16 protein-coding genes are annotated in these 16,767 nt (G+C 39.8%); 6 read left to right on the top strand and 10 right to left on the bottom strand.

Annotated elements, in window-relative coordinates; translation table 11 throughout:
* Positions 1 to 18: 18 nt before the first annotated feature.
* The 6 genes from LLF28_01200 to LLF28_01175 form a co-directional block, all read right to left on the bottom strand.
* A complete protein-coding gene (locus LLF28_01200; GenBank protein ID MCE5194066.1) occupies positions 19 to 1,167 on the bottom strand; it encodes an ABC transporter substrate-binding protein in 1,149 nt (382 codons plus the stop codon).
* A 64-nt stretch (positions 1,168 to 1,231) separates the two neighbouring features.
* Positions 1,232 to 1,663, bottom strand: coding sequence for an ACT domain-containing protein (locus LLF28_01195; GenBank protein MCE5194065.1), 432 nt, complete (start codon positions 1,661 to 1,663; stop codon positions 1,232 to 1,234).
* 11 nt (positions 1,664 to 1,674) lie between these two features.
* On the bottom strand, positions 1,675 to 2,976 hold the full coding sequence (locus tag LLF28_01190; protein MCE5194064.1) for a phenylacetate--CoA ligase: 1,302 nt from the start codon (positions 2,974 to 2,976) through the stop codon (positions 1,675 to 1,677).
* A complete protein-coding gene (locus LLF28_01185) occupies positions 2,973 to 3,578 on the bottom strand; it encodes an indolepyruvate oxidoreductase subunit beta (protein MCE5194063.1) in 606 nt (201 codons plus the stop codon). Before LLF28_01185 ends, LLF28_01190 begins: the two co-directional genes overlap by 4 nt.
* A complete protein-coding gene (iorA, locus tag LLF28_01180) occupies positions 3,565 to 5,379 on the bottom strand; it encodes an indolepyruvate ferredoxin oxidoreductase subunit alpha (protein ID MCE5194062.1) in 1,815 nt (604 codons plus the stop codon). The genes LLF28_01185 and iorA overlap by 14 nt, the downstream gene beginning before the upstream one ends.
* Positions 5,380 to 5,471: 92 nt before the next feature.
* On the bottom strand, positions 5,472 to 6,269 hold the full coding sequence (locus tag LLF28_01175) for an amidohydrolase family protein (GenBank protein ID MCE5194061.1): 798 nt from the start codon (positions 6,267 to 6,269) through the stop codon (positions 5,472 to 5,474).
* Between the two features lie 177 nt (positions 6,270 to 6,446).
* Between LLF28_01175 and LLF28_01170 the strand changes: the two genes are divergently transcribed.
* Entirely contained in the window at positions 6,447 to 7,814 is a 1,368-nt protein-coding gene (locus LLF28_01170) for an alginate export family protein (protein MCE5194060.1), read from the top strand.
* A 49-nt stretch (positions 7,815 to 7,863) separates the two neighbouring features.
* On the opposite strand, the gene LLF28_01165 is transcribed toward LLF28_01170, so the two are convergent.
* From LLF28_01165 to fdhD, 3 genes are all read right to left on the bottom strand, one after another.
* On the bottom strand, positions 7,864 to 9,255 hold the full coding sequence (locus LLF28_01165) for a sigma-54 dependent transcriptional regulator (GenBank protein ID MCE5194059.1): 1,392 nt from the start codon (positions 9,253 to 9,255) through the stop codon (positions 7,864 to 7,866).
* 69 nt (positions 9,256 to 9,324) lie between these two features.
* Positions 9,325 to 10,377: a PAS domain S-box protein gene (locus LLF28_01160; protein MCE5194058.1), complete on the bottom strand. Its 1,053-nt coding sequence runs from the start codon at positions 10,375 to 10,377 to the stop codon at positions 9,325 to 9,327.
* Between the two features lie 4 nt (positions 10,378 to 10,381).
* The gene (gene fdhD, locus LLF28_01155) at positions 10,382 to 11,149 is read right to left on the bottom strand and encodes a formate dehydrogenase accessory sulfurtransferase FdhD (GenBank protein MCE5194057.1); all 768 of its coding nucleotides are present in this window, start codon (positions 11,147 to 11,149) and stop codon (positions 10,382 to 10,384) included.
* A gap of 70 nt (positions 11,150 to 11,219) precedes the next feature.
* Here fdhD and LLF28_01150 point away from each other — a divergent pair, with 70 nt between their 5' ends.
* Positions 11,220 to 12,239, top strand: a complete 1,020-nt coding sequence (locus tag LLF28_01150) for a hypothetical protein (protein MCE5194056.1) — start codon at positions 11,220 to 11,222, stop codon at positions 12,237 to 12,239.
* Here LLF28_01150 and LLF28_01145 read toward each other — a convergent pair.
* Positions 12,160 to 12,882, bottom strand: a complete 723-nt coding sequence (locus tag LLF28_01145) for a hypothetical protein (GenBank protein ID MCE5194055.1) — start codon at positions 12,880 to 12,882, stop codon at positions 12,160 to 12,162. The two genes, LLF28_01150 and LLF28_01145, sit on opposite strands and share 80 nt — an antisense overlap.
* A 148-nt stretch (positions 12,883 to 13,030) precedes the next feature.
* On the opposite strand from LLF28_01145, the gene LLF28_01140 reads away from it, so the two are divergent.
* The 4 genes from LLF28_01140 (at position 13,031) to LLF28_01125 (ending at position 16,761) form a co-directional block, all read left to right on the top strand.
* Complete coding sequence (locus LLF28_01140; protein ID MCE5194054.1) at positions 13,031 to 13,432, top strand: secondary thiamine-phosphate synthase enzyme YjbQ; 402 nt, start codon at positions 13,031 to 13,033, stop codon at positions 13,430 to 13,432.
* Between the two features lie 193 nt (positions 13,433 to 13,625).
* Positions 13,626 to 13,808 (top strand): hypothetical protein, encoded by a 183-nt coding sequence (locus tag LLF28_01135; protein ID MCE5194053.1) that lies wholly within the window; start codon positions 13,626 to 13,628, stop codon positions 13,806 to 13,808.
* The gene (locus tag LLF28_01130) at positions 13,795 to 15,333 is read left to right on the top strand and encodes an AAA family ATPase (GenBank protein MCE5194052.1); all 1,539 of its coding nucleotides are present in this window, start codon (positions 13,795 to 13,797) and stop codon (positions 15,331 to 15,333) included. The genes LLF28_01135 and LLF28_01130 overlap by 14 nt, the downstream gene beginning before the upstream one ends.
* Positions 15,334 to 15,405: 72 nt before the next feature.
* Positions 15,406 to 16,761 (top strand): class II fructose-bisphosphate aldolase, encoded by a 1,356-nt coding sequence (locus LLF28_01125; protein ID MCE5194051.1) that lies wholly within the window; start codon positions 15,406 to 15,408, stop codon positions 16,759 to 16,761.
* Positions 16,762 to 16,767 lie beyond the last annotated feature (6 nt).

Raw genomic sequence — 16,767 nt, 5'->3', positions numbered from 1 at the left:
CAGATAATTTCTAAATCTCTAATTTTTTTTAAGCATCTTCCAATTGCCCTTTTCTATTTTTATTATCTCAAATGCATTTTCATCAAGACCATTGTGACTGGAAGTTGAATAATTGAAGATGCCTGCTGTTCCAATAAAACCGCTTATCTTTTCCAGATTGCTTCTTATTGACTCAGGATTAGTTGATCTGCCTGTTTCGACAGCCTTTTGAATAAGATAAAGTGCATCCCATGCATGTCCGCCGAATGTTGAGACAGGAGATTTAAATTTGGTTTCATACAACTTTTTATATGTTACAAGCACTTTTTTCTGAGGGTGATTATCAGGGACCTGCTCTGCAACTATCAGTCTGCCTGCCGGAAGATGAAGTCCTTCTGCTGAATCGCCTGCCAGCTCAATAAATTTTTTTGATGCAACACCGTGACTCATATAAAGAGGAATATTAATTCCCAGCTGAACCCTGTTTTTAGCAATAACCGCAGGACCGGGGTTTGTTCCCCAGCATACGATTGCGTCAGGGGAAGTTCCTTTTATTTTTACGAGCTGTGCGGTCATGTCAGTATCTTTTGGTCCATATACTTCATCAGCAAGTATTTTTATTTCAAAGGAAGGGGCAAGTTCCTTGAGAACTTCTCTTCCTGATTGTCCGAATCCGTCAGATACAGTAATAATTCCTATTTTGGCGATTCCTGATGCTTTAAGATTTTTATATAGGCGTGCAACAGCAAACCTGTCCAGCGGTGCAACATTGAAAACATAATTTTTTACCGGTTTAACGATTTTCTCTGATGCTGAAAGCGATATCAGCGGGATATGCGCTTTCTCAAATTTTTCCATTACTGCGAGAGTATTTCCTGAAGTGGTAGGTCCGATGACAGCAACAACCTTATCTTTTTTGAGAAGTTTGTCGGCAGCAAGAACTGCCTTGTTAACATCTGTCTCATCATCATAGATTATAAGTTCAATCTTTTTGCCCATTATGCCGCCCTTGCTGTTTATCTGATCTTTAAGCATTAAGGCGGTGTTTTTTTCAGGCTCACCCAGAAAAGAGGCAGGCCCTGTTACTGAGAGTATGGCTCCTATCTTTATTGTTTCTTCTGCCAATGCTGGTGAGACAAGCACCCACGAAAAAAATAAAGTGATGATAAATAAATAAATCTTTTTCATGACAACTCCTCCAGAATATAAATTATTTATGAGAGAGTTTATATTTTTTGGTAAAAATAAATGATTAAAGAGCGTATACTTCTTCTCCTTTAAGTATATTTATCCCTGCTTTTGTCAGTATCTCAATTGCTTTTTCTAGCTCGTCAAAGCGGAATATGATTATTGCATTCCCACCGTTTTTCTGGACAAAGGCATACATATATTCCACGTTTATCTTGTTTTTTTGTATTGCATCAAGTATCTGTGCGAGGCCACCGGGCTTATCTGAGACCTCGACCGCAATAACTTCAGTTTTCCCCACAGTAAAACCGTTTTCTTTCAGTATTTTTTTTGCTGTTTCTGTGTTGTTTACTATCAGTCTTAATATCCCGAAGTCAGTTGTGTCTGCAAGTGAAAGGGCTCTTATATTTATGCCTGCCTTGGCAAGGATTCCTGCTACATCTGCAAGCCTCCCTGATTTGTTCTCCAGAAATACTGATATCTGTTCTACTTTCATTAATCCCTCCTTTATAACTTCCTGTTGTCTATAACCCTTTTTGCTTTCCCTTCGCTTCTCTGTATGGTTTTTGGTTCTACAAGTTTGACCTTGCATGAAACGCCGAGAAGATCTTTGATCTCTCTCTCTATGCGCTTTGTGAGTTTTTCAAGAACCTTTATCTCATCAGAGAAGATTTCTTCGCTTACCTCAACCTGAACTTCCATTACATCCAGAGAGCCTTCTCTCTCAACGATTATCTGATAGTGAGGCTCGACTCCCTCGATGCTCATAAGCACATGCTCTATCTGAGACGGAAATACGTTGACGCCTCTTATTATCAGCATGTCGTCTGTTCTTCCTGTGATCCTCTGCATTCTGTAGAATGTCCTGCCGCATGTACACTGCTCAGGAGACAGTCTTGATATATCTTTTGTCCTGTATCTGATAACAGGGAACGCCTCTTTTGTCAGGGTAGTAAACACAAGCTCACCTGTCTCTCCAGGCTTAAGCGGTTCGCCTGTTTCAGGATTTATTATCTCAGGTATGAAATGATCCTCGTTTACATGCAGGCCGTGCTGTTTCTCCAGACATTCGCTTGCAACCCCCGGGCCTATTACCTCGCTCAAGCCGTATATATCTATTGCCTTAATTTTCAGTTTTTTCTCTATCTCATGCCTCATTGTTTCGCTCCATGGCTCTGCGCCAAAGAGTCCCACTCGCAGTTTCAAGCTTGAAGGTTCAATATTCATCTCTTCCATGACTTCGGCAATATTCAATGCATAAGAAGGTGTGCACATGAGAACAGTAGAGCCAAAATCCTGCATTATCATTATCTGTCTTTTGGTGTTGCCGCCTGAAATGGGGATTACTGCAGCTCCGAGTTTTTCTGCGCCATAGTGTGCACCGAGTCCGCCTGTAAAAAGACCGTAGCCGTATGCATTATGAACAACATCTCCTTTATGTGCTCCGCCTGCGGAGAGTGTTCTTGCCATAAGCTCTGCCCATGTATCTATATCTTTTTTTGTATATCCGACAACTGTTGGTTTGCCTGTTGTTCCCGATGATGCGTGTATTCTCACAACCTGTTCAAAAGGGACCGCGAACAGTCCGAATGGATAATTTAGCCTCAGATCTTCTTTTGTTGTGAAAGGAAGTTTTTTCAAGTCTCCGATTGTTTTTATATGATAAGGTTTGACTCCGGCATCATCCATTTTTTTATGATAGTAGGGAACTGCATCATATACCCTTTCAATAAGCGCATGAAGTCTTTTTGTCTGGAGCGCTTCCAATGCCTCGCGCGGCAGGGTCTCAAATTCTTGATTCCATATCATGACTTGTTGTTCACCTCCTGCAATTTTTTGATAATACTTCTTCCTTTTATAAAAGCATCGGTATTCACTTTTCTTATTTTTTCGGGCATATGCTCAGAGATTACATCATGAAATAGTTTTTCTTCAACAGGAAGAAAAACAGACAATGCTCCAACCAATGCCATATTGACAGCCCTTATCTCTCCTGCAGATTCTGCTATTTCAAAAGCGTCAACAGGAAATACAGTAAGTCCCTTTTTATTTAATTCCTCGAGTATGTTTTCAGGATATGTCTCGATTCCTGTTGAAACAGACGATGGAAGTATCTTCTGTGTGTTTACTATCACTCTGCTGTTCTTATTCAGATAAGGCAGATATCTGAGAGACTCAAGCATCTCGAATGCAAGCGCAATATCAACTGTGCCTGGTTCGATAAGAGGAGAATAAACCTTATCTCCAAATCTCATATGCGCAACAACAGAGCCTCCTCGCTGTGCCATTCCATGCACCTCGCTTTTTTTAATGTCAAAACCTGCTTTCATCAAGGCAAAGGAAGTTATCTCGCTTGCAAGGAGGATCCCCTGTCCTCCTACTCCGCAGAAGATGATATTACCTTTTTCCACTTTTGTCCCCGCTTAATGCTATCGCCTTGAATTTGCACAGAGTAACGCATTGTCCGCAGCCGTCGCAGAGCGCTGCATTGATTATTGAATAGCCTTTCTGCTTTTCCTTGAATCCAAGTTTTTTTGCATCTTCTTCTGTGATTGGTACCCATTCTATCGCAGGACAGCCGATCTTAAGGCATGACCTGCATCCTGTGCATTTCTCAGGGATAATAATGTATAAAGATTTGTCTTTTCTTTTTTTCATCTCAGGAAGAAGAACGCATGGAGCTTTTGTTATTATCACAGAGGGTTCAGGACGCTCTATTTCCTGCTTCACGATTTTGTATGTCTCTTCAATATCATTTGGATTAACTGTATAAACATTTTTCACTCCGATTGCCCTGCACAAAGCCTCAATGTCAAGCATTGTGCTTATATCGCCTTTTACTGTCTGGCCTGAGGCAGGATTGGGCTGATGTCCTGTCATTGCAGTCGTCCTGTTATCAAGGATAAGCACTGTTGTAAAACCTTTGTTGTAAACAACATCAATAAGCCCTGTGATGCCTGAATGTATGAATGTCGAATCTCCGAGCACTGCCACGATCTTTCCTAATGCATCTTTGCCCAAAGCCTTTTCCATGCCTAATGCATTTCCTATGCTTGCTCCCATGCAGATGCATGAATCCATTGCTGACAGAGGTTTAAGCGCTGCAAGCGTATAGCAGCCGATATCTCCTGCTATGAATACATTTAATTTTGAAAGTACATGGAAGATACCCCTGTGTGGACATCCCGGACATAAATTGGGCGGGCGGTTAGGTATTTTTACAGGCTCAAACAGAGCTGTAGATTTTTCTCCTGTTATTGAAGCCCTGACAATTGAAGGATTCAGTTCGCCTGCAGCAGGGATGAGCTCTTTGCCTTTGCATCTTATTCCAAGCGCTTTTACATAATTTTCTATAAAAGGATCGAGTTCTTCAACAACGAATATTTCTTCAACATTTTTTGCAAATTCTTTTATGATTTTTTCAGGGAATGGATATACCATCCCGAGTTTTAAAACAGATGCGTCCGGGAATGCCTCTTTGACATAAAGATATGATATGCCTGATGTTATGAATCCGATTTTTTTATCGTTATATTCAGTTTTATTATGTTCGAATGAATCTGCAAATTCCCTGAGCCTGACAAACCGCTTATCCAATTCCTTTCTTCTTAAGCGCGCATTTGCAGGAAGCATTACGAATTTTTCCGGGATCTTTTCAATGCCCGGCTTTATCTTTGATGTTACGATCTCACCTTTATTAACAAGACCCTTAACATGCGAGACCCTTGTTGTTGTTCTTACCAGAACAGGTGTGTCGAATTCCTCGCTTAATTGAAATGCAAGTTTGACGAATTCTTTTGCTTCTGAAGGATCTGAAGGCTCAAACATAGGGACTTTTGCAGCAAAAGCATAATTGCGGTTGTCCTGCTCATTCTGCGAGCTGTGCATCTCAGGGTCATCTGCTGTTATGACAACAAGTCCGCCTCTTACGCCTGTGTATGCGGATGTAAACAAAGGGTCTGCTGCGATATTCAGGCCTACATGCTTCATTGATACGAGCGCCCTTGCGCCTGCAAAAGATGCGCCGAGAGCGACTTCATAAGCTACTTTTTCATTTGGAGACCATTCTGCATATATGCCTTCATATGTGGAAATATTTTCGAGTATCTCTGTAGAGGGCGTGCCAGGATATGCAGAGGCAACTCTTAACCCTGCCTCAAAAGCGCCCAGCGCTATTGCCTCATTTCCTGAGAGAAGTATTTTTTGACTCATGAGGGTTTCTGCCTTTCCTGTAAAAAGAAAAAGTGAAGTTTAGATTATCATACCGATTTGGTTATTTTCAACAGGATACTATCTAGAAAAATTCAAACAGAATTTAAAAGGCGGGCAGCATTTTCTGAGAGGATAAGAGATTCTGTCTTTTCATCAAGTCCGAGTTCCCTCAGCAGTGATAATGTCTTATACTGATCAGTCCATGGAGAGTCCGTTCCGAAAAGTACGTATTCCTTCGAATGTCTTGAGATAAGGTTTCTTGCATGGTGTTTATCCAACAGTTCCAGTGAAAATGAGATTTCCATGTAGATATCTTTTCCGATAATATGTTTTTCGACCTCGTCCCAATCATCCCATGAGCCGAGATGCGTTGTAACGAGTTTAAGCGATGGAAAAGACTCCATGACCCTGACAATTTTTTCAGGGTCTGCCCGTCTTATTCTTTCGAAGGCGATATCAAAACCTGTGTGCATTACTATTATGAGATTCTCACTGCTTATTTTTTCATATATAGGGAAAAGCTTTTTATCATCAAGATTAAAGTTCTGATAATACGGATGTAATTTTATTCCCTTGAATCCGTTTTTCTTTATGTCATCGATTCTGGCAAAAACATCTGAATCATCAGGGTGAAGAGACGGGAATGGGATAATCCTGTCCGAGCGTATTTTTTTACACCATGCGAGTATCGGGTCGAACTGCGAAGGTTTTGTTGCTATGGCACAGATAACGCTTTTGCTAATACCGCATTTATCCATTGAAGAGATCAGGGAAGACAGTCTGCCGTCAAGATTTGCTTTAACGTCTCCTTCTTCCTGCAGGAGCGTAATTGCTTTTTCAGCAATCTCATCTGGAAATGCGTGAGTATGAAAATCTATTATTTTATGCATAGGATTGTTCAAAAATTTTCCAATAATATACCATTATACGATATGAATATATATATTAAATATATCAATAGTAAAAATGAAAATACTTATTGCAAAACTCTGTTTTTATATATTATTATTTTGCACTTCAGCCCTGCATAAGGGGAATGAAGAGTATCTTAAGGTTTCGGAGGGGATATGGCTAAAAAATTCTTAGTTTTGGCAGTGTTGTTTTTTGTAGCTGTTATAAGTGTCCCGCTGGCTGATGCTGATGATACATTTTCAGCTGGCGGATCTTTAAGGCTCAGGCAGGAGATATGGGACAATGTTGTGGACGCCGGCACAGCGCCTACAACAACTCCTGACAGAAATTTTTTCCGTTTAAGGACTTCTGTCTGGGGAAAAGCTGCTCTCAATAAGGACAATAATATTTATCTCAGGCTTACTAACGAAGCTAAATATTACACCGGACCTTATTATATCAATGCAGAGAGAAATAAGTTTGAAGAAGACGAACTGATTATTGACAATGTTTATTTTGATGCAAAAAGTATTTTTGGACTTCCAGTTGACATAAAAGTTGGGCGTCAGGATTTTCTGGGACCTGATATGTACGGAGAAGGATTTTTAATTCTTGATGGAACACCGGGAGACGGTTCTAGAAGTTTTTATTTTAATGCAGCAAGAGCAAGATTTAGATTTAACCAGAATAACAGTGTGGATTTTGTTTATATCAGCGATCCTATGAAAGATGTGTATTTCCCTTCTATGCGTACTTCGATTGTAGGTTCTGGGTATACAGGGCATAAAAAGCTGCTAACAGGTTCAGACGAAAGAGGCGTTGTGCTGTATGGAAGAACAAAACCTATTGAAAGTATTTCACTTGAGCCTTATTACATTTATAAAGAAGAAGATACGGTAGGCACAAATCCGCTTTTAAAACTGCATACAGTCGGCGCTCGTGCTGTTTTTGAAATGAGCGGATGGAAATTAAGAGGCGAGTTTGCACATCAATTTGGCGAATACAACGGCGGCAACGACAGAACTGGAAATGGCGGATATGTTTTCGTCGGCAGAAAATATGATAAAGCTATTTTAAAGCCTGAGTTTGATCTTGGCTTTGTATATTTGTCAGGCGATGATACGTCAACCACAAACAAACATGAAGGATGGGATCCTCTGTTCTCAAGGGCTCCTTTCTGGAATGAGCTGATGATTTATACATATATAAATGAGACGGTAAAAGACGGCGGTCCAATTCCCGGATACTGGACAAATCTCGAAATGTACATGGCAAAACTGAAACTGAACCTCACTGCTGATACAAATGTAATTTTTTCATATCAGTATATGAGGGCTGCTGAGAAGACAAGCGGACTCAGCGCTTCAATGTTTTCAAATGATGGAAAGGATAGAGGCCAGCTTTGTCTGGCAATGCTGAATCATAAATTTACAAAGAGCTTGGACGGATTTCTTCAGGCGGAATATTTTATGCCGGGTGATTTCTATGCAAGCAATGCAAGAAATGCAGCGTTCATCAGATGGCAGCTTCAGTATAAAATATAGTTGATTGGTTTTCTAGATAAAAAGCCTAAGCCGCGTGGCATAGGCTTTTTTATTTGATCTTATATTCTTTTATTTTTGATCGAAGGGTGTTTCTGTTGATTCCCAGAAGCTTTGCAGTCTTAAGCTGGTTGCCTTTTGTCTCTTTAAGCCCGATGCTTATAAGCGCCTTTTCAACTTCTGACATTACTGTTGAATAGAGGTCGCATGACTCAAGCTTAGACATGTCAGTCAGATATTTTTTAAGTTTATCTTCAAGAAAATCTTTTATTGAATAGGAATTGCTTTCTTCTGCATGGAGATGGCGCCTTTCAATGGCTGCGCCGTCAGAAAGTATGGATGCCCTTTTCAAAGTGTTTTCCAACTCTCTGACATTTCCGGGCCAGTCATACTTTGAAATAAACTCCTTTGCGTCTTTTGACAGTTCTTTGGGTCCTGTGTTGTACTTTTCCTGCGCTGCTTTAAGAAAATGTTTTGCAAGAATCGGGATATCCCCTTTGCGTTCTCTTAATGGCGGAAGTTTTATCTGTATTACATTGAATCTGTAATAAAGGTCATGTCTGAAAAAACCCTTGCTTACTTCTTCTTTAAGATTTTTGTTTGTTGCTCCGATTATTCTGACATCAGCCTTTATGACTTTATTGCTTCCCAAAGGGCTGAATTCCTGATCCTGAAGAAATCTCAGAAGCTTTGCCTGCAGATTTATATCAAGCTCTGATATCTCATCAAGAAATAGAGTGCCTTTGTCTGCTGCTTCAATCTTTCCTGTATGTTTATCTTTTGCGCCTGTAAAAGCGCCTTTTTCCCATCCGAAAAGTTCTGCCTCCATAAGGTCTTTTGGCATTGAGGCAGAATTTATTGCAATGAACGGACCTTTATTCCTGTGGCTGTTGTGGTGTATTGCCTTTGCAACAAGTTCTTTGCCTGTTCCGCTTTCTCCTGTGATAAGAACAGTAATGTCTTTTGCTGCAACCCTGCCGATCTCTTTAAAGACCTTGAGCATTTTTTCACTGCTTCCGATTATATTAAGCGCATCTGATTCTGCTGCAGTTTCTTTTAATTCCTTGAGTTCTTCCCTGAGATAAATGTCTTTAAATGCCCTATCAACGACTATTTTAAGCTCCTCAATATCAAAGGGCTTTTCAATATAATCATAAGCGCCTTCTTTCATCGCATCTATGGTGCTTTCCATTTTTCCGTGTGCTGTTATCATGATTACTGCTGTGTCAGGGTGCGCTGCCTTAATCTGGCGCAGACCATCCAGGCCGTTTCCGTCTGGAAGCATAAGGTCAAGAAGCACTACCTGATGGTCATCCTTTACAGCCTTGAGCCCTGGATTCAGGCGTGTATGGGATATAATCTTGTATCCGATCGGTTCAAGGGCTTTTACGATAACCCAGGAGATGCTTTCATCGTCATCAATTATAATTACTTCTTTTTTCATAAACAGTTTTTCCCAAAATCAGGCATATGTTCTAAGAGTTATTTCAAAAACAATCAATAGTATACTATCTTATCGGATGTTTGCCTGTTTTTTCTTCTCAAAGGGGATATAAATATTGAATGTTGTGCCCTTGCCGGGCTGGCTTTTGACCCTTATGAATCCTTTATGGTCGAGTATGATTTTTTTTGAGAGCGCAAGCCCTAATCCTGTACCATCCCTCCTTTTTGTATAAAAAGGCAGAAATATTTTTTGGATTTCCTCAGGTTCAATCCCTTCACCTGTATCTTTAATTGTTATAACAGCCCAGCGCTTTGTTTTCCCGTTTTCTCGGACATATTCAGTAGAGACCTTTGTGGCAAATGAAAGTTCTCCCTTGCTCTTCGTTGCCTCGAGAGCATTCTTAATCATATTCAGGAAAACCTGCAAAAGTTTTTCCTCATCTCCGGAAACCTTTGGGATGCTGGGGTCATAAATCCTGCTGACTGCAATCTTTTTTTTATTTAAGGGCGCTTCTAGGATTGAAAGTGCCTTTTCGATTACTTCGTGTATATTCACTGAATGAAACTGCGGCTTTCTGCATAGGGTAAGATAATTTTTCAGAACAATATTAAGTCTATCAGTCTCTTTTATTATCAGGTTTATATGTTCTGATGTGCTTGCAGATTTTACATGCGATTGGAGGAGCTGTGCTGCGCCTTTTATGCCTCCTAATGGATTTTTTATTTCGTGCGCAATTGTTCCCAAGAGATAAACAAGAGATTCGAACTGATAATCTTCTCTTTCGACAACCACGAGGTTTTCTTTCAAAGAAATAACAGCGCCTATATTCTCATCTGAGATAAAAAATGGCGAGAGATTAAAATCCACATTTACAATACGACCGATCTTTATCTCCTCTCCCTTGCCGCTGAAAGGTCTTTCTTCTGATATTGTTTTGCTGATAAGTACTGATATTATCTTTTCATCAGGGAAAAGCCTGCTAAATTTATGTCCTGACATCTCTTTCATGCTTTTTCTGAAAAACTCTTCGCCAGCCCTGTTTACAAAAATTATTATGCCTTTGTTGTCAAAGACAATAATCGTCTCAGAAATACTGTTTATAAGGGACTCAAAAGAAAACATTTTCTTATTGTTTGATTCTGTTGGGATGAGTATAAATATTGAGTCTGTTCCCGCGTACGAAACCAACAAGTGTCAGTCCTCTTGCTTCTGCGATCTCGACTGAGTAGTGTGTTGGCGCTGTGCGGCTTGCAACAACAGGGATCCCCCACTTTGAACACTTTGATGTAATCTCTGAAGAAAGACGGCCGCTTGCAAGCATTATCTTGTTCTCGAATCCAATGCCTTCAAGCAAACAGTATCCTATGACCTTGTCAACAGCATTGTGCCTTCCGATGTCCTCTGCAAAGACGAGTATATGTCTGCCGTCAGATAACGCAGCGCTGTGTATGCATCCTGTCAAGCGGTAAAAATCTGAGCGGTTTTGAAAGTCTTTGAATATTTCCATCAGATTTTTTGAATCAATCGTAAAATCATCTTTTAATTTTTCAGTCTCGAGCTTTTTTTCAAATGTAACACCGCCTATACAACCGGATGTTTTAATCCTTCCTTCTCTTGGGACCACAGCTCCCTCTGCCTGAATGCTGACAAGAATTGCGTCATCTTTGTATTCTATGCTCATCCTGTCAGAGCACCACGAACCTTTCACCAGCCCCTCTGACAATAAGAGTCCGACAACAAGCTCCCTTATCATAGTAGGAGTGCAATAAAGGCTTATTAACTCTTCCCCGTTTATCGATATCTTAAGCTTTTTCTCTACTGCAATGGTATCTTCTACCTGATGGATATTGCCTTCGGAAATCTTGTGGATTATTTTTTTTACTGAACCGTTCATTTTTTTCTTACAAAGAATTATAATTGTTTAGAAACTAAAGCGTCAATCAAATATAAAAGAGGACTGAAGCATGACTTATACTGATGCAATAAAAAAAGGGTTTAATCTCATAACAAATAACTGGCAGCTTGTGTTTGTTCAGATCGTTATGATGATTATCATTTTTATCGGACTTCTTGTTTTTATCGGGATACCGCTGCTTATCGCATTGTTGGTTTTCGGAATAGACCTTACAGAACTTATGAGGCTTAAAGACTTTTTTCTGACAATGACAAGCCCTTCTAAGATTATCTCAAAATATATCGGACTGATAATAGTTCTTGCAGCAAGTTTTGTTTTCTATCTCCTTGCCATAACATGCATATGGCTTTATGCATTGGCAGGAACAGCAGGCATATTAGGAAGGGCAATAAAGGATGAGAGCGCAAAATTCAGTCTTAGTGTTTTCTTCTCAGAAGGGAAAAGACTGTTTTTCCCTCTTTTATGGTACAGCGGAATAATAGGGCTCGTATTTACAGCAATAACATTATTTTATGGAATAGTTATTGGGCTGATGATCGCTGTTATAAACATGATGAAGCAGCAAGGGGCAGCATTGAGCATATTCCTTGGAATATTCCTTTCGCTTATTCTTCTTACGACCGGCATATTTGTACTCGTATGCACGCTTGCAGCAACTACATATGGCATTGCTGAGATGGTTTTCAGGAACACACGGCCTCTGAAGGCGCTGAAAGAGACTGCGAAATATCTTTATAATAAGCCTTCGGCCCTATGGCTTTACTTTATTGGGTTTGGCGGATATATAGCTGCAAGTTTTATTATTATTCTGATAGGCGCTCCGTTTAATCTGATACCAATAATCGGCACGATAATATCATTGCCTTATCAGTTGGCTTCGTCCATTGCACAAACATATTTATGGCTTGTTCTAATTGGAGCGGCATTCATCTATTATTTCAATTCAACAAAGGAAATGAGCAAGATAGATATTGTTCCTCTGGCTGAATTTATCCCGCAAGTGTCTGATACTTCTCAGTTTCAAGCTCCAGGGCAAGAGCTGTCTCCTCCTCAGAAGGAAGAGAAATAACAAGACCCACATTAAATATTTCTTCAAAAGAAGTCTTTACAATATTCCTGAATCTGCTGTCATCAAGATCAGGAATAATGTCTTTAAGCCCAATCATTGTATCTGTAATGTTTTGAATTGAGGCTGTTGCAAAGATATTCTGCATTTTAGAGAAATCAAGAATATATGGTATCGAACCCTGCTGCAAGAATCCATCTCCCCATCTTTTCTGGGCAGAGCCTATTATTTTTTTATTATTTATTCTCATCTCTGCATATGATACGGACTGAAAACACAATGGATTGCCTCTTTGCAGGATTTCCTTATCTGTTCTGATCTCAGGCAAGAGCCCGATTCCAGTGAATGCAAGATAGAAAGCAGAGCTGATCTTCTGGTATGTGTCAAAGAGCCCTTTCGAAAAAAGATGATTGTCTGTCTTTGAAGAGAAACTATAAGTCATTTCTTTGAAATGGAGGATTGCCCTTCCGCCTGTCGGCCTTCTCACGATTGGGATTCCTACATCTCTGCAATAGTTGATATTAATGCCGTCAGTTCTTTGAAAGTGTCCTATGCTGACAGAAGGGATATTCCATGAATAGAGTCTTAGTGTAGGCGGGGAAGAGCCTTTTCTTACGCAGGTTGATATTGCATCATCAAGAGCCATGTTAAAAGAAGCGCCTGAAGATGATGAGTTGATTAACCGCCATTTCTTGTGGTACTGTAGCATGTTATTTAGCTTGTTTTAAGGTATAATTATACCTTAAATTGCCATTATTTCACTGAGGATTTTACCTGAAGGATCGGAGGATTTTGTGATCAGATATATAAATGTAAGGTCAAAACAAAGAACCGAGTTTATTGATATAACAGACAAGATTCATGAGGTTATAAAAGAAACAGGCATTGTAAGCGGAGTATGCTATATATATGTTCCCCACACTACTGCAGGCGTAGCGATAAATGAGGGGGCAGACCCTTCTGTTCAGCGTGATATGCAGAATGCATTAACAAGGCTTATCCCAAATGAAATGAATTATTTCCATAGGGAAGGGAATGCTGATGCGCATATAAAGGCGAGTCTTGTCGGCACATCCCAGGTAGTTATTATTGATGAAGGAAGACTTGTTCTTGGCACATGGCAGGCAGTATATTTCTGTGAATTTGACGGACCACGCCATAGACGTGTTGCACTCAAGATTGCTCCTGATAAATAAACAACTATTTTTTAAATAGCATCGTTTGATCTCTAACTTTCATGCCGCATCACCTTAAGTCAAAAAAAGCTAAAAAGAACCCTTCCAGATACATAAAATAATCTATATAATAAGTGCAAAAGACTACTGCATCTATGCTATATAGAAAAGATTCAGAGTTTTAATTACAGTATAAGAGGACGGAATAATGGATATGGATAAAGAATTAACAATAGAAGCATGTACACTATGCGCGTGGCGTGAAACCTGCCAGAAAAAATTTTCTATCTCGGGCAAGGATTTAAGATGTCCAGACTTTGCAAGAGATATCTCTATAAAAGGGAGAAAAACCGATATAGATGAATCAAGGGTAAAACAAAAGGATGATCTACGATAATTTTTTCAAATTCAGGGAAGAGCCTTTTGGCGTAACGCCTGATCCAAAGTTTTTGTACATGAGCAAAAAGCATGAAGACGCGCTTGCGCATCTGCAATTCGGGATGTCTGAGAGCAGAGGCTTCATAATGCTTACAGGCGAGGTAGGTTCAGGAAAAACAACACTCATTCGTTACCTTCTAGATAATCTTGGCCAGAGCACACATACTTCAATGATAATTAATCCGATGGTTGAACCTCTGGAACTTCTTAAACTCATTAATCATGATTTTGGCGTTGTATGCATGGGGGATACTCAGAAAGACCATCTTGAAGCTCTAAATAACTTTCTGCTTAATGTTTTTTCGAAAGATGAAAAGGCTGTTCTTGTTATAGACGAGGCTCAGGAATTGAGCATGGAATGTCTGGAATTCATAAGGCTTCTTTCGAATCTTGAAACCAACACCAAGAAACTGCTTCAGGTAATTCTTGTTGGACAACCTGAGCTAAAAGGCATTGTCTCCAGCGAAAGACTAAGGCAGCTCGACCAGAGAATTGCTGTCAGATATCATCTAGAGCCTTTGGGTCTTGAAGACACTGTTAGATATGTAAACCACAGGCTCAAGATTGCAGGAGGAATGGCATTATTTCCTGAAAAATGCATAAGACTTATTCACAAATACAGTCATGGTATTCCAAGACTGATTAATCTTGTCTGCGACAGGTCACTGCTTCTGGCATATTCAAGCGGATTTATCAATCTGAGCGCAAGAACAGTGAAGGGCGCAGTAAGTGATCTAAGCTCTGATAAAAAAGAAGGGATTAAACGGCCGTCCTCAGTTACAAAACCTGTGCTTGTGAGCATCGGAGTAATACTGCTTACAGTTATTGCATACACAAACCTTTCAGTTGAAGAAAATTATCTTGATGCAATAAAAAATGCATTAAGCGGATTTAAGACAACGGGGAAATTCTATTTAAGCGACAATATATATATGGTAACTGATGAAGGTCTTTCTGAAGATGCATGCGCTCTTAATCTCATGAGCATATATGGAGAGAGAAATCTTGAGGCCGCTTCCAACGTGCTTGTTGATGTCCAGAACAGAGGATATTCAGTTTACAGATTGAGTAATGAGCTTGACAGAGCGATAAAGTTGAATGTTCCAGGCATAATTCATTTAAAGAATGACAGTCACAATAAGTGTGCTGTTATAAAGGCTATAGTCGGCGACAGCGCTGTGCTTATTGGTTCAATGGAAGGAAGAAAGACAGTTAAACTCGAAAAACTTAAGGATAACATTGCAGGAATCAGCATTTATTTTAAAAATAAATTTACCGGGAGCAATAAAATATCATTACTTCAGCAGGAACTTAAAAAAAGAGGATTTTTTAAGTTTTACGTCACAGGAATATTCGGAGAAATAACAAAAAAAGCATTAAGAAATTTTCAAAAGAGCGAAGGACTGCAGGCAACAGGCAGACTTGATATTGAAACAGTTCTATTGCTTTCAAAAGAAAAAAATACGCCAAGACTAATTCTATAGCATTTAGAATTGTCCGGAAGATCAGCCGAGACAGAGAATATAAAAGGCTTATAGCCTATTGAGGAGGATAATATGGATTTTAAAAAGTTAAGCAATATTGTTTCTGTAAAAAACGGGGTTCTGGAGCTTAAAGACAGATCTGGGCTTAGAAAGATTATGGATGAGCTTGTTTATGATGCGGTTTTCACAGAAGACATGAAGATGCAGAAGGCATATCTTCTTCTGATAAAAGAGGCTGCAAAAGCATTTGGAGCAGTGCCGTCTTCCATACATGATCTTTATGAAGAGATGGGAAAGAATTATCCCGGCTTCACGGTTCCTGCAATTAATATCAGGGGACTCACATATGATGTCTCAAAAGCAATCTTCAGAAAAGCCAAAGAGATGAAGGTCGGCCCTGTTATATTCGAGATAGCCCGCTCTGAGATCGGTTATACAAAACAGAGGCCTCTGGAATATTCTGCTGTTGTTCTTGCTGCTGCAGTAAAGGAAGATTATACGGGCCCGGTATTTATTCAGGGCGATCATTTTCAGCTTGTGAGAAAAAATTTTATTGCAGATCCAAAGCCGGAAACAGATTATGTTAAAGGATTGATTAAAGAGGCGATAGATGCAGAGTTTTATAACATTGACATCGATTCATCAACAATCGTTGATCTTGAAAAGCCTACAATAAAAGAACAGCAGAGACCTAATTTTGAAAAAACGGCAGAACTTGCAGTGCATATAAGAGAGATAGAGCCAAAGGGTGTTGCTGTTTCAATCGGAGGCGAGATCGGCGAGATCGGTGGAAAAAACAGCAATCCTAATGAACTAAGGGCGTATCTCAATGGATTTAAAGAAACATACAAGGCAGGAAAGGGCTTGAGCAAGTTGAGTGTCCAGACAGGTACATCGCATGGCGGGGTTGTTCTTCCTGACGGAACACTGGCAAAGGTGAAGATAGATTTTGATACCTTGAGGGTTCTATCTGATATGGCAAGAAAAGAATACGGACTCTCAGGTTGCGTCCAGCACGGCGCGTCAACCCTGCCTGAAGAGGCATTTCATATGTTTCCTGAAACAGGAACATCCGAAGTTCATCTTGCAACAGGATTCCAGAACATCATATACGACAGCAAGGCAACGCCGGCAGATTTCAAAAAAGAGGTATATGAATTCATAAAAAAGGAATATGCGAAAGAACGTAAGGAAGGACAGACGGAAGAACAGTTTATTTACAGCACCAGAAAAAAAGGGTTCGGTCCTTTAAAGAAAAAGTGGTGGGATCTTCCGTCAAGTATAAAAAATCCTATAATGGAAGAACTCGAAGACAGGTTCGAACTTCTTTTTGACAAACTCAAAGTTAGGGACACAAAAGAGATAGTGAAAAAGACAGTTAAGCCTGTTGTTGTGAAAAAAGAGATTCCAGGTTCGATTGTTATCTAAAGACTG

The organism is Nitrospiraceae bacterium, from assembly GCA_021373015.1.
In the GTDB taxonomy this organism is placed as follows: domain Bacteria; phylum Nitrospirota; class Thermodesulfovibrionia; order Thermodesulfovibrionales; family UBA1546; genus JAJFTJ01.
The sequence above is the reverse complement of the archived record's forward strand: the minus strand, read 5'-3'. Positions and strand labels throughout refer to the sequence as shown.